This window comes from Dokdonia sp. MED134 (assembly GCF_000152925.2).
In the GTDB taxonomy this organism is placed as follows: Bacteria; Bacteroidota; Bacteroidia; order Flavobacteriales; family Flavobacteriaceae; genus Dokdonia.
Genome location: NZ_CP009301.1, coordinates 3047370 through 3061814, shown reverse-complemented (window position 1 = coordinate 3061814; position 14445 = coordinate 3047370). Strand labels below are relative to the sequence as shown.

General features: G+C 41.2%; 8 protein-coding genes. 4 read left to right on the top strand and 4 right to left on the bottom strand.

Going from position 1 to position 14445, the window contains the following annotated elements; all coding sequences use genetic code 11:
- Positions 1 to 12 precede the first annotated feature (12 nt).
- Positions 13 to 429: a nucleoside-diphosphate kinase gene (locus MED134_RS13580; RefSeq protein ID WP_035329086.1), complete on the bottom strand. Its 417-nt coding sequence runs from the start codon at positions 427 to 429 to the stop codon at positions 13 to 15.
- A gap of 242 nt (positions 430 to 671) precedes the next feature.
- Here MED134_RS13580 and MED134_RS13575 point away from each other — a divergent pair, with 242 nt between their 5' ends.
- The 3 genes from MED134_RS13575 to MED134_RS13565 are packed head-to-tail and all read left to right on the top strand — an operon-like array spanning position 672 to position 3426.
- On the top strand, positions 672 to 1688 hold the full coding sequence (locus tag MED134_RS13575) for a DHH family phosphoesterase (RefSeq protein ID WP_038600182.1): 1017 nt from the start codon (positions 672 to 674) through the stop codon (positions 1686 to 1688).
- On the top strand, positions 1685 to 2239 hold the full coding sequence (gldI, locus tag MED134_RS13570) for a gliding motility-associated peptidyl-prolyl isomerase GldI (RefSeq protein ID WP_038600179.1): 555 nt from the start codon (positions 1685 to 1687) through the stop codon (positions 2237 to 2239). The genes MED134_RS13575 and gldI overlap by 4 nt, the downstream gene beginning before the upstream one ends.
- A 14-nt stretch (positions 2240 to 2253) precedes the next feature.
- A complete protein-coding gene (locus tag MED134_RS13565; RefSeq protein WP_038600176.1) occupies positions 2254 to 3426 on the top strand; it encodes a peptidylprolyl isomerase in 1173 nt (390 codons plus the stop codon).
- 77 nt (positions 3427 to 3503) lie between these two features.
- On the opposite strand, the gene MED134_RS13560 is transcribed toward MED134_RS13565, so the two are convergent.
- Together MED134_RS13560 and MED134_RS13555 are read right to left on the bottom strand one after the other, a co-directional pair.
- On the bottom strand, positions 3504 to 4967 hold the full coding sequence (locus tag MED134_RS13560) for an aminoacyl-histidine dipeptidase (protein ID WP_038600173.1): 1464 nt from the start codon (positions 4965 to 4967) through the stop codon (positions 3504 to 3506).
- Positions 4968 to 5013: 46 nt separating this feature from the next.
- A complete protein-coding gene (locus tag MED134_RS13555; RefSeq protein WP_038600170.1) occupies positions 5014 to 5736 on the bottom strand; it encodes a CDP-alcohol phosphatidyltransferase family protein in 723 nt (240 codons plus the stop codon).
- Between the two features lie 123 nt (positions 5737 to 5859).
- Between MED134_RS13555 and MED134_RS13550 the strand changes: the two genes are divergently transcribed.
- Positions 5860 to 6927, top strand: coding sequence for a PorV/PorQ family protein (locus MED134_RS13550; protein WP_038600167.1), 1068 nt, complete (start codon positions 5860 to 5862; stop codon positions 6925 to 6927).
- 305 nt (positions 6928 to 7232) lie between these two features.
- On the opposite strand, the gene MED134_RS13545 is transcribed toward MED134_RS13550, so the two are convergent.
- Positions 7233 to 14399 carry a T9SS type B sorting domain-containing protein gene (locus MED134_RS13545; protein ID WP_237747127.1) on the bottom strand — a complete coding sequence of 2389 codons (7167 nt, stop codon included), beginning with the start codon at positions 14397 to 14399 and terminating at the stop codon, positions 7233 to 7235.
- Positions 14400 to 14445 lie beyond the last annotated feature (46 nt).

Genomic DNA, 14445 nt, shown 5'->3' with positions numbered 1-14445 from the left:
ATGCGCTAGCAATTAAAACATCTCACGTCCAGCAAAGTGAAAAGCGCTTTCTATAGCTGCATTCTCATCACTATCAGAACCGTGTACTGCATTTTCTCCCATAGAAGTTGCATAAAGTGCACGTATAGTACCTTCGGCAGCATCTGCAGGGTTAGTAGCTCCTATTAAAGTACGGAAATCTGCTACTGCGTTTTCTTTTTCAAGTACCGCTGCAACGATAGGTCCGCGTGTCATAAACTCTACAAGCTCTCCAAAGAATGGACGCTCATTGTGTACAGCATAAAACGTCTCAGCATCTGCCTTTGTCATTTGAGTAAGCTTCATCGCTACGATACGGAAACCACTAGCAGTGATTTTTTCTAAAATTGCTCCGATGTGTCCATTCTCAACGCCATCAGGCTTAATCATTGTAAAAGTTCTATTTGTCATATCTTTCATTTTCTGCAAAGGCTGTACGTTTATGTGCCTAAGCAATTTGTGTTGTCAAAAACCCTCACATTTGTGAGAATAACTTATTTGTTTTCGCGAAAGCGTAAATACCTTCTTGAAATCGCGTGCAAAAATACCGATTTTTAATGTTATCACAATATTAAGTTTACAACTACCTAAAATCTCAAATAATTAATCACAAGCCGAAAACAAGCACAAGAGAAATTGTATCTTCGCTATCTATGAATCCTACGCAAATCACAATCACAAAAGAGTTACTTTCTAACTCAAAAAAAATTGCCATTATACCCCACAAAAACCCAGATGGAGATGCAATGGGAAGCACACTTGCCCTTGCAGCATACCTTAATAAAAAGGGACACGAGGCTGTAGTCGTTGCTCCTAATGAGTATCCACATTTTTTAAAATGGCTTCCGGGAGATAGTGATGTATTATTTTACACCTCAAATACAGGCAATGCGAGAAAAGCTATCACAACAGCAAATCTTATTTTTACGCTAGATTTTAACCACTTCTCTCGTGCAGGCGACCTTGAGGCAGAACTAGATAAAGTAAGTGCTCCCTTTATAATGATAGACCATCACCAGCAGCCAGACACTTATGCGGCTGTAACCTATAGTGACACAAGTATGAGTAGTACCTGTGAGATGGTATATCACTTTATAAAATCACTAGGCGATGAGGATATGATTACTGCAGATATGGCTAGCTGTCTATATACAGGTATTATGACAGATACGGGATCTTTTAGATTTCCGTCTACCACAGCTACAACGCACGAGGTAATTGCTGCTCTTATTAAGAAAGGAGCAAATAATGACCAGATACATCAAAACATTTATGACACTAATAGCGAGTCTAGACTACAACTACTAGGCGTTGCACTAAGCAATCTTGTAGTCTTACGTGAGTATCGTACGGCATACATCACCATATCACAAAAGGAACTGGATGATCATAAATTTCAAAAAGGAGATACGGAGGGGTTTGTAAATTATTGTCTTTCACTAGAGGGCATTATATTTGCCGTTATATTTATAGAAAATAAAGCAGACCGTATTATTAAAATGTCACTGCGTTCTAAAGGTGATTTTTCTGTAAATGAACTAGCAAGAGCACATTACCACGGTGGAGGACATACAAATGCAGCGGGAGGTAAAAGTGATGAATCTCTTGAAGAAACCGTAACGCAGTTTAAAACATTATTACCTTCATATAAAGAACAGTTAACACAATGAGATACATATTTGTAATACTTTGTATAGCGCTACTTACCATCTCTTGTTCAGAAACTGTAGCAAGAAGGCCAGTTACTCAAAAATCTGGGTCTTATGTTAAGACAAAAACTATCACCCGTAATATAGAACGTGTTGCTCAAGAAGAGAAAGCTTTAAAAAAAGTTATTGAATCTGATAGCATAAATGATTATCAAAGTTCGGCTAGTGGTTTTTGGTATACATACGTACAAAAAGACACCTTATCAAAACCTACACCTCAGGTAGGAGACCTCGTATTATTTAATTACAATATTGCAGCCATAAATGGCAAGGTACTTGTAACTCAAGAAGAGATAGGTAATACGGTTACTCAAATAGACCAAAGCAATCAAGACCTCATTTCTGGTATAAGAGAAGGTCTTAAACTTATGAAAGAAGGAGAGACAGTAACTTTTCTTTTTCCTAGCCATAAAGCTTATGGCTATTATGGTGTTGAAAACAGAGTGCCCAGCAATACACCGGTGCGTAGTACCGTTACTTTGCTAGAAATTAAAAACCAATCAAACGATTAAGTAAATCATTAACAATGAAAAAAACAGGTATGTTATTAATTGCAGTCATTTTATCACTTTTCTCTTGCAACGACAAGTATCCAGATCTAAACGATGGTCTGTATGCAGAGATTGTAACAGATAAGGGAACCATCGTTGCAGAGCTTTATTATGAAGATGCTCCAGCTACTGTGGCAAATTTTGTTGCACTAGCAGAGGGTACACACCCTCTAGTAGATAGTGCTTATGCTGGGAAGCCTTTTTACAATGGTCTTACCTTTCATAGAATTATAAAGGACTTTATGATACAAGGTGGTGACCCACAAGGAACAGGTTCTGGCGGGCCAGGTTACAAATTCTTTGACGAGTTATCTCCAGAGCGTCGTCACGACTCTGTAGGGACACTCTCTATGGCAAACTCTGGTTACGGCACAAATGGTAGTCAGTTTTTTATCACTCATAAAGCAACACCACACCTTGATGGGTATGATGCAAATGGTGATCTTAAAAACTGTGAGAACCCACGTGTAAGCTGTCATACTGTATGGGGGCAGGTAGTAGATGGTCTTAAAGTAATAGACGCTATTGCTGATGTACCTATGACAGATCCAAGAGCCGGAAAACCAAAAGACTCTGTTTATATCCAACAAGTAAACATCATACGTAAAGGTAGCGCTGTAAAAAATTATAACGCTGCAGAGACATTTACAAAAGAGTTAGCTGCTTTTGAAGAGAGAAAAAAGGCAGAAGCCGAAGAACGTGCAAAACAATTTGCAGGTAAGAAAACCGAAATCTTTGCAAAAAGAGACAAAGCAGAAAATTTACCAAGTGGTCTTGCCATCTTCTTTGACAAAAAAGGAAGAGGTGTACAACCTAATACAGGTCAAAAAGTTAAAGTAGAATATGCTGGGTATTTTACAACGGGAGAACTTTTTGACACTAGTAGTGCAGAAATTGCAGAGAAAAATAATAAACTAGACGAGCGCCGTAAAGCTGTAGGGCAATACAATCCTTTAGAAACACTATACAGCCCTGAGGCTAGACTTATAGCTGGTTTTAAAGAAGGACTCCAGAAGATGTCTGTAGGTGACAAAGCAACATTGTTCATCCCTTACCACTTAGGATACGGAGAGCAGGGATACCCAGGAGCTATACCTCCTAAGTCTGACTTAGTTTTTGAAATAGAATTATTAGAAATTGTTAAGTAAGCGCAAATCTTACGAGCATAAAAAAAGGGAGTCATAATAATGACTCCCTTTTTTTATGAATAAATACAAGTAACTTACTAAGCTGCCGGTATATCTTTTAAAATCTCAATAACAAAATCCCAGTACTTCTGAGCACTTGAGATACTTGCTCTCTCATCTGGAGAGTGAGCTCCTTTTATAGTAGGCCCAAAAGATATCATATCCATCTCAGGATAGTTTTGACCTAAAATACCACACTCTAATCCTGCGTGACAAGCAGCTACGTGTGGAGCTTCATTATTTATTTCTTTATACTTTGCTTCAAGCACTTTTAAAATGGCACTATCCATATTAGGCGCCCACCCTGGATAATCTCCAGAAAGTGCTACATCAAAACCTGCAAGCTCAAAAGTAGCCGTAAGTGTATTTGCAAGATCATCTTTAGAGCTATCTACAGATGAGCGAGTAAGACATCCTATTTTTATACTTCCATCTTTTACGATAACTCTTGCTATGTTATTTGATGTTTCTACCAGGTCTGCTATATCTGGACTCATTCTGTACACACCATTATGTGCCGCGTAGATAGCGTTAAGGAACTGTGCTTGTGACTCAAGACTCATCACATTATCATCTAGATCTATTTGCTTGATAGAAAGCTCTAGCTCTTTTTCTAGTGAAGCATATTCACCGTGTATTGCTGCCGCCATATCTGTAAAATCTGCTTCAAAAGCAGCTTTCTGATTTTCGTCTACAGCTATGATAGCTACGCTTTCTCTTGGTATCGCGTTACGTAAACTACCGCCATCTATACTAGATATACGTATTTCAAAATTTTCTGCAGCATTATGTAAGAGACGGTTCATCATCTTATTAGCATTACCTAGTCCTTTTATAATATCCATCCCAGAGTGACCCCCATTAAGACCAGCCACTTTCACTTCATATCCTACAAGACCGTCATCTAGACCTTCTTCTGTATAGCTACGTGTAGCCGTGATATCTACACCACCTGCACAACCTACACCTATCTCATCATCTTCTTCTGTATCAAGGTTAAGTAAGATATCGCCTTTAAGAATTCCTCCCTTAAGACCCATTGCTCCTGTCATCCCAGTCTCTTCATCTATTGTAAAAAGTGCCTCTATAGCAGGGTGCTCTATGGTAGTACTTTCAAGCACAGCCATTATAGTCGCCACTCCAAGACCATTATCTGCTCCTAGTGTAGTGCCTTTTGCACGTACCCAGTCACCATCTACATACATCTCAATACCCTGATTGTCAAAATCAAACTCAGTATCATTATTTTTTTGATGCACCATATCGAGGTGCGACTGCATCACAATCATCTTTTTATCTTCGTGACCTGCAGTAGCTGGTTTTCTTATGATCACATTCCCTACTTCATCTTCTATCGTTTCTAGACCAAGCTTAGTCCCAAAATCTTTCATAAACGCAATCACACGTTCCTCCTTTTTAGAAGGTCGTGGTACGGCATTAAGATCGGCAAATTTATTCCAGAGTGCTTTTGGCTCGAGATTTCTTATTTCTTGATTATCCATTGTGTTCAAATTTTTCACAAAGATAATAGCTTGAAATAAGCTAGACCTATGATTGCTCCCTAAAAACTAAGGAAAGAAGAATGTATAAGATAATAATAAGAGGAACTCCTAAAAATTGAAAGAACACCAGTAATAATACACTTGCAAGTAAGAATAAGTAGCGCACTTTATTTTGGCCAAAAGACCAGTTTTTGAACTTCAATGCAAATAAAGGAAGTTCTGCATTGAGCATAAAACAACTTAATGCGGTAAGTACTATAAGGACGTATGGGTTTTCTAATAACGCTTTCGCGAAAGCGTACTCCTCAAACATTAATATAAGCGGCAAGCTTAGTATAAATAAGGTATTTGCAGGCGTAGGAAGTCCTATAAAAGAATTAGTCTGGCGATCGTCTACATTAAATTTTGCCAACCTATATGCCGAAGCCATCGTTATTGCAAAACCTATATACCCTAAGTGAAAGTGCTGCTCTTCAAGTGCCGCTCCCCAAGGAATGCCGCTAGCATCTTCTAGCAGTTGATACATTACGACACCAGGAACTACACCGCTAGTCACCATATCTGCAAGTGAGTCTAGTTGCAGGCCTACCTCACTAGAAGCATTAAGAATACGCGCAAAAAATCCGTCAAAAAAATCAAAGAAAATCCCAAGAGCTACAAATATTGCAGCAAGTTCAAGCCTGTCATTTACAGCAAATACGACTGCGACACAACCGCTTAAAAGGTTGCCCATTGTGATGGCATTAGGTACGTAACTCTTTATAGACATTTTATAATTTTCGGTAAAAATAGGGAAGATATCTATACTAATGTGGCTACAGGCAATATCTAGACGGTTTTATTGTTTACAATGTGTACTAAAAGTGAGATATTTGTCTCACAAATCCTGCTATTGAAAAAATCGCTTACCATACTATCTATACTTATTACAATGACTGCTGCTTCTCAAGCGGTACGTTCTTACTCAAATGAGTTTTTGAATATTGGTGTAGACGCTGCCGCTCTTGGTATGAGTAATGCTGTGGTGGCAAGTACAAGTGATGTAAATGCGGGCTACTGGAATCCTGCAGGGCTAGTGAATCTAGAAGATAACCAGATCTCATTAATGCACGCTTCTTACTTTGCAAACATTGCAAACTACGACTACATAGGCTTTGCAAAACCACTAGATGATAAAAGTGCCGTAGGTATTTCTATCATAAGGTTTGGGGTAGACGATATTTTAAACACCACTCAGCTCATAGATGATCAAGGTAATATAGATTACAATCGTATAAGCTTATTTTCTACAGCAGACTATGCCTTTACAGTCTCTTATGCACGCGCGCTGCCACTAGATGGTTTAAATCTAGGGGTGAATGCAAAGGTGGTACGTCGTGTGATAGGTGACTTTGCAAACAGCTGGGGTTTTGGCCTTGATGTAGGATTACAATTTAAGAGAGGCGACTGGGATTTTGGACTTATGGCGCGTGACATCACCACTACCGTAAATGCGTGGAGCATAGATGAAGAGCAGTTTGCTACCATAAGCGATGCCGTAGAAGGGCAAAATCAAGAACTTCCAGAAAAAACAGAAATCACCATCCCAAAACTTCAAATAGGTATGGGAAGACAGTGGATTTTTCATTACGACTACTCCTTAAGAGCAGAACTGGATATGAATTTTAGATTTACTCAAACTAATGATATCATTTCTAGCTCGTCTGTAAGTGCTACTCCTGCCCTAGGCCTTGAATTTGGTTATGCAGAGCTGGTGTATGTGCGAGCAGGTGTAGGTAATTTTCAAGAACTCACAGCAATTGATAATAATACTACGGTGGGCTTCCAGCCTAATATAGGAGTAGGTTTTAAGTACAAAGGTATTCACGTAGATTATGCACTCACAGACATAGGTGATCAGAGCGCTGCTATATATTCTAACGTATTTTCTGTAAAACTAGATTGGGAACTTTTTAGATAGTCTCTTTCTTTCTACTAGGGCGTGCCCCTATTCTTTCATCATTTCATTCTTCAAGTATAGAGACCGGGCTATACGTTCATACGCTTCGTGATGCTACGCTATCGCTCCACAACACTGCAGGGTAACCACTACTATCCCTAACGCAAGGAATTAAGCGGTGCTAACTTTCATTATTCATTGTCAAATCAGTATCACAACTGTCAAACTACTCCGCGACTAGATTATAATTTACACCTCATACCATAACTAAAAAAGCTCTCAGTATTAGATACTAAGAGCTTTTTATTATCGATTTTATATATTTCTTATCGCTTCAATGTAAAGTGCCCATTAACCGTTCTCTGTGTCCCTAGGTCATCTACCTCTGTAAACTCTACTCTAAACCAGTAGTCGTTACTAGGCATAGGCTGTCCGTTAAAGGTACCGTCCCATCCAGGGCTTGTAGGGCTCAGTTGTTTTAAGAGCTTCCCATATCTATCAAAGATGAAAATCTTAGCATTAAGATTAGGCTCTGCTCCTAGCCCTATAATATTCCACGTGTCGTGAAAGCCATCTGCATTAGGTGTAAAGAAACGTGGGTAATCTATGATTCCTATCTCAAACTCAGAGATAGAACAGTCACCACTTGCCAGTCTTCCAAAAATGGTGTGTGTTCCTGGTGTCACATTTGTAAAAGTCGTACTACTCTGAAACGGGCCATCATCTAGTGCAAACTCATACTCTGAGGTAGGGTCTACCCCCGTGATGTTTATCACCTCTACCGTGTACAGACCACTACTATTAAAAGAAGGCTCTACTACTATCGCCTCAAAGATAGGTGCGCTCGCAGCCGCATAAACAGCCTCTGCAAGATAGTCACACTCACTACCATCTACATAGGTAGCTGTGACAAGCACTTGATACGTTCCTGCAGCATCTACAGTCACCACAGGGTCTTCTGATATAAAAGTACCATCTAGCGTCCACGCATAGCTGTAGCTCACCCCAATCTGAGGATCTTCTACCGTACCATCTATTGTAAATGGTTCTAAAGTTTCTCCAGTAATCTCATCCACACAAATCTGTCCGCCCTCATTGGTAAGGTCTGTATATGGTAGTGGTTGTACAAAAATCTCAAAATCCACCACCATCGTACTCTCACAGTTACTAGCTGTATTAACCGCTCTGGCATATATAGTCTGTGGGTTACTCGTATTTACATAAGCACTAGGCGTGTCTATCGCATTAACCATCGCCTCTGCATCTGCAAGGCTGGTGTAGTAGGTTACAGAGGTTGCAGTCACACCACCGGTAATCATTGCATTCTGCTGCGTAAGGTCAAAGGTGGCCTCATCTTGGTTAGGCGCAACATTAATCCCAAGATCATCGGCACACTGTACCATATTATCTGCTGGAGATACCTCTGGACGACTTTCGACTGTAAAGATGATGCTTGTAAAGTTCACACAGCCTGTGGTGTTATCTTCAATACGCACAAACAGCTCCTCACCATCTGCCACCGTGTATGGCGAACTTAGTGCAGCAGTGTTTGCCTCTGCCTGTACCAGTAACTGGTGATAGCTTATTGTAAAATCACTTGTTACCTGTGGCGCCGCAAGAATCCCTATCTCATCTGCCAGTGTCGTAAGATCCACACTTCCCATTGTATCATCTCCATCAAATTCTTCACAGAAGGTATAATCAATAGGTCCCGCTTCTGCCAAAACAGGTAGCGGATTTACAATCACCTCAAAAGGCACAATCACATAACATAAGTTTCCGTTGCTGTCTAAGTCATCGTCGCCCGGTACATTACGTTCCACGCGTGCATAGAGTGTTTGGTTACCAGATGTGGTATTGATAAAATTGGTAACATCTGCCACTGCAAGCGTTGGGTCGTCTGGGTTCGCTTCCGCGAAAGCGAGATCTGTATACACTAAGATATCTACAGGCTCCCCTCCACCTATCTGAGCAATCACACCCGTAAGATCAAAGCTCTCAAAACCATCGGTATCTGAACCAGAGCCAGCGTCAATCACCCCATCGCCATCAGTATCAATATCTGTCGTGGCATCACATACCTCTACGGCATCTGGCATTGTGTTAGGCGTAGGTAATGGTAACACCTCAATGTCAAAAGTAGTCTGGTCGGTACATCCTGCTGCGCTAGAGACTACTGCCTGTATCGTTTGTGGGTTCTGAATGTTTGTATAAGCCGTAGGGTCTGCAATAGGCGTATCACTCGTCTGGTCTGCAAGACTTGCATAATAGGTCACAGATAGTAATGGATCACCTCCCGTAAGACTTGCCTCATTAACGGTAAGGTCAAACACATTAAAGGTATCTGCATCATCATCACAAACCATTAGGTCTAAATCATCATTTGCTGGGTTTGCCGTAGGTGGGCTTTCTACAGAGATTTCAAAAGAGCTCACTGCAGCACATATATTTGGACTACCATCATTTACTTGTAAACGTACCCAGATTACCTCAAGTGGTGTCATCTGTGTTGCGTTATAGTTGGCTGGATCTATAATCGGGTTGTTACCCGTTTCTGCATCTACCAGGGTATTGTGATACGTGATGACAAGCGTGGTTGCATCTTGTGTCCCTATGATGGCAACCTCGTTTTGAGTAAGGTCTATAATTTCCATCAGGTTATTATCATCATCACACTCGGTAAGGGTTTCAAGAGCCGCAGGAATCTCAGGGATAGGATATACCACAAGCTCAAATTCATAAATCTTAGTACAAGCTGTTGCCGTAGCAGGATTGGTATCTTGTGCTACCACATACAGTGAGGTCATCCCTGTGATGTTGTTATAAGGAACGGTAATATCTATCTGCCCTGCTCCTGTATCTGCCGTGGCATTATCTAGGGTTTCATAAAAACGTAGGGTGATATCTGTAAGCGTTGCTAATAAGTCATCATTATACTGTTGTAAGTCAAAGGCTCCAAAACCATCATTGTCTTCATCACAAGCTATCGCTTCTGGTAAAGGTTCTCCAATAACAGGTAGCGGATTCACTTGTAGGTCTACGGTAGTTTCTGCTCCACACATTCCTGCATCACTACTACTGACTAAGATAAAAAGCGTCTGCGGACTAGTTCCATCATTGATATATGCCTCTGGTGTGGCAATAGCATTTGCAATACCGGCATCGAGGTCTGCTTGCGACTCATAGTAAGTTACGGTAAGGGTTGGGTCGCCACCGGTAATACCTGCATCAAGGCTGGTAAGGTCAAAAGTGGTAATCCCATCATCATCGGTTCCTACGAGGGCACCCGCACTATCACAGGCTTCAAAAAGCCCTGGTGGGGTGATGGTAGGAATCATTGCGATGTTTAGATTAAAAGTACCTACTACAGTACAACCTGTTGTGGTGTCTTCTAGACGTACCCACAGCTGGGTAGCCGGTGCACTGGCAAGGTAGTTTACAGGATCTGCAATAGGCATATCTGCCGCACTGCCTACCATAGCTTCTGCACTGGCGAGCGTCTCGTGATACGTAAGAGTTATAGCTGCAGGGGTTTGTGTCCCGTAGATCACTGCATCGTTTTGTGTAAGATCAAACAGCGCTTGCCCGTCTCCATCATCATCACACTCAGTTAGGTCTGGGATGGTGGTAGGCAGTACCGGTGCAGGTTGCACGATAAGTTCTAACTCCACGATACGGTAACACTCAGTGCTGGTAGCTGGGTCTGTATCTGTAGCTCTTACATAGATAGTTCTTGATACCGTCTGGTAGGCTGCTGGGTTTGCAATGGCTGGTGTACCTAGCTCTGCAGCGGCAATTGTCTCGTGGAAACTAAGTCCCACAAAGGCCTCGCCATTTATAATGTCTGTTGTTACTTGGCCGGTAAGATCAAAAATAGCATCCCCATCATTATCTGGGTCGCCATCATTTGCCATTGTATCACACTCTTCTACCGGTGCTATGGTGGTAGGTGATGGTAATGGATTTACCACTAAGGTTAAGGTGATGGTCTCATAACAAGACGTCACAATATCTTCTACACGTACAAAGATGGTTTGGTTTGCCATCACCACATTCTGATACATATCTGCAAGTGCTGGCGTACCCGCATCTGCATCTGCTTGGGTGAAGTGATAGCTTACACTCCAGTCATCATTACCACCAGTAATCTCATCGTCACGACTACGTAAATCAAAGCTTGCAAACTCATCCATATCACTACCGCTTTCTATGTCATCACAAAGCTCGTATTCGGCAGGTTGGATAGGAGTTGGCAATGGGTTTACAATAAGTTCTAAAGGAGCAATATTACTACAGAAGGTCATGGTAGTGGTCATTCGTGCAGTATCGGTTAATAGGGCATATACGGTGGCGGTATTACTCGTATAAGCAGTAGGGGTTGCAATGGCAGGAGTACCAGCTTCCGCGGAAGCGAGTGAAGAAAACCACTCCTCCGTATGCGTTGCAGCGTCTAAGCCGCCTAGAATATTAGCTTCTTGTGTACTTAAATCAAATATTTGAAGCCCATCTGTATCATCATCACACAGTGCGTATGGAGTTGCATCTTGGTTAGGCATTGGGGTGTTGAGCACACGCAGGGTAAGCGGTGTAGTGCTGTAACAACCGGCATCGTTAAAAACACGGGCATACACAATTTGCTCAAAAGGCTCATTGTTGATATACATCATATTGTCAAGCTCCTGACCTACTGGTGCATTATCTGCATCTGCCTGGGTGAGGTAATAGGCGACGGTAAGGGTTGGGTCTCCACCGGTGATTTCGGCGTCTCTAGAGGAAAGCACGAAGAAGTCAAAAACTCCGTCGTTATCATCATCACACTCCTCATAATCTGCAGGGGTTACGGGTACCGGCACTGGGAAGCTACGCACACTAAGATTTACCGTTGAGTAGCAAGCCGTGGTATTATCGGTCACGCGAGCCACTACAATCTGAGGGTTGGTGGTCATTGTAAACATTGTTTTGTCTGGAATACTTGCATCACTAGCATCGGCCCCAGCCTGGTCTAAGTGGTAGGTGATGGTAAGGTTTGCATCAAAACCACCCGTAATCTCAATATCTTTTGAAGAGAGGTCTACCGTGGTAAGGCCATCTATCACACCATCATCATCACAGACTTGAAGTTCGGTAGGCGTGGTGAGTACAGGGTTCTGGTTTACGATGATCTCAAAGTTCATTGCCAGGTTGACAAAATCAAACGTCGTACAGCCTGTAGTGGCATTCTCAAGACTGTAGTAAATGGTCTGAGGGTTGCTACTGTTTGAAAAAGCAGTAGGGTTAGCAATGGCATTCATAGCCGTGTAATTCCCTACGTTCTCATAATAAGTAACTAGAATATTAGGATCACCGCCAGTAATCTGGGCATCGTTCTGGGTAAGATCAAATTGTGCAGCATTTGCGATAGGTGAACATTCTTCAAGTGAAGAGATGTTGGGTAAGAAGGTGGGGTTAGGAACAACGGTAAGACGTACGTGCTCTCCAAGACCTACACAACCATTATCTGTGTCTGCTTCAACTCGTACCCAGATATCTTGAACTCCTCCAGCACTTGTGTACGTAAGGTTGTTATTATAAGCAGATGGATCTACAATAGGATTTACTTCAGATAAAGCTTCTTGTTGTGTTTCATAGTAAGACACGATAACAACTTGCGGAGCAAAAGATGCTTCTATAGCTGCTGTTGCTGCAGAAAAATCAAACAAAGCTACCCCATCGCTATCTGTATCACACTCCATCTCATCTGCAAATAATGTACCTCCAGGTATTTGAGAAGCACTAATTATAAGATTTATGGCACCATCACGAGAACACCCATTTAAGTTTGTTACTGTTACTGTAATTGTTTCAAGAAATGGGTTACTACTATTCATATAAGCAGTAGGATCTGGAATAGAAGCTCCAGAAGAATCAAAATAAGCAAAGGTTTCGTTTGCGGCATTTGTACTTAACTCGCCTTCTGCTTGGGTTAAATTTATAATGCTTACCCCATTCATATCATCATCACACTGGCGCAGCGTCACAGGTGAAGTTAATACTGGCAAAGCATTTACTCTTAAATTTACTGGGGTGATAGAAAAACAACCTGTAAAAGCCGTATTCTCGACACGTGCAAAGATTTGATCATTGTTTGGAGAACCTATATTTTCATAAGCAAGCGGTAATGGATTTGCATTTGCAGTCGCATCAGGACCTGTTGGGTGGTAACTCACCACAAATTGCATAGGGTCAAGTCCATTTAAAACATCATCATTAAGTGTAGATAGGTCAAAGGTGGCAACACCATTTGTATCATCACCATCTGCCGCATCATCACAAATCTCATAAAGACCTGGCATTGTTGCTACAGGTAAATCTACAACGTTAATCATAAAGCTTGTAGTCGCTACACACTCAGCCAAGTTTGCATTTTCTATACGCACAAATATCTCATCTGTAGTAGAAGTGTAAACTGTGGTACCTGCAAGGGCTCCTATTCCTGCCGGACCAGAAGCATCTACAAGACTTAAGTGAAAAGTCACATCAAACTCATTAGGATCTTGCCCGTTAAGGATATCTCCTATTTGTGTGTCTAGATTAAAAGTAGCCGATCCGTCTGCATCTGTATCACATTCAAAAAGATCTGCTGGTTGCGTTGCTGTAGGTACCGTAAAAAATGTTACTAACGCCTCATCTGTCCCGGTATCACCATTAAAATCTGTTATAGTCACTTGGTAGTTACCAGAAGTCGTTACATCAAGTGTTGCTGTTGTAACTTGTGTACCCGTACCATCTAGTACTGGCATAAAACCTGCGCCCGTATCTACTGCCCAAGCATAACCAGCCGCATCTGGAGATGTCGCATCTAGCGTTACTGTCTCTCCATCACAAACCTCTTGATCTGCTCCTAAAGAAGCATTAACTATTGAGCAATCTGTAGTTCCTGCATTGTTATTATTTTGATTAGTCTGCTCGATATATATCTCGCCTTGACTATCTGGATTTCCAGATATACCTGAATAGTTGGTAACCAAGAAAACATAAATATCTCCTACTTGTGCATTTTGTATTAATACTTGCTCTACAGCTGCACCAGAAAAACTACAATCCTCAACATTAGCTTCTGTAAGATTACCACAAACATTAGTGTCGCTAAAAGGTCCCCAAACAATAAAATCAACGTCAAGCCCAGTTCCTGTAGGCGTCCCATCATCATCAATACTTGTATTTTGAGTTATTTGAAAAGCTAAATCACCAGGTTGATCAATTTGTAAAAAATACCAAGTTGGATAAGGTGTACTTCCAAGACAATCATAGAAAGGTCCATTTTCACCACTACTTGTACAATTTGGATTTGGACTACCTGGATAACAATTATCGAAAGGTTGTGCCAAATCTTCAGTACAAAAAGGTACAGCCTCTGCACACGTAGGTCCACCAGGACTAGCCTGTGCAAAAACCAATGTATTAAAAAAAGAAAATAGTATGAAAGCTAATGCTAGACGTAGGATTTTCATCATAGATATGTTTAAGAGGTGAAAAATAGCATTTTTTTGCCAAAATTCT

Coding starts and splice junctions, on each gene's coding strand:
- MED134_RS13545 (WP_237747127.1), bottom strand. CDS start 14,399: ATGATGAAAATCCTACGTCTAGCATTAGCTTTCATACTATTTTCTTTT.
- MED134_RS13580 (WP_035329086.1), bottom strand. CDS start 429: ATGACAAATAGAACTTTTACAATGATTAAGCCTGATGGCGTTGAGAAT.
- MED134_RS13560 (WP_038600173.1), bottom strand. CDS start 4,967: ATGGATAATCAAGAAATAAGAAATCTCGAGCCAAAAGCACTCTGGAAT.
- MED134_RS13555 (WP_038600170.1), bottom strand. CDS start 5,736: ATGTCTATAAAGAGTTACGTACCTAATGCCATCACAATGGGCAACCTT.
- MED134_RS13575 (WP_038600182.1), top strand. CDS start 672: ATGAATCCTACGCAAATCACAATCACAAAAGAGTTACTTTCTAACTCA.
- MED134_RS13565 (WP_038600176.1), top strand. CDS start 2,254: ATGAAAAAAACAGGTATGTTATTAATTGCAGTCATTTTATCACTTTTC.
- gldI (WP_038600179.1), top strand. CDS start 1,685: ATGAGATACATATTTGTAATACTTTGTATAGCGCTACTTACCATCTCT.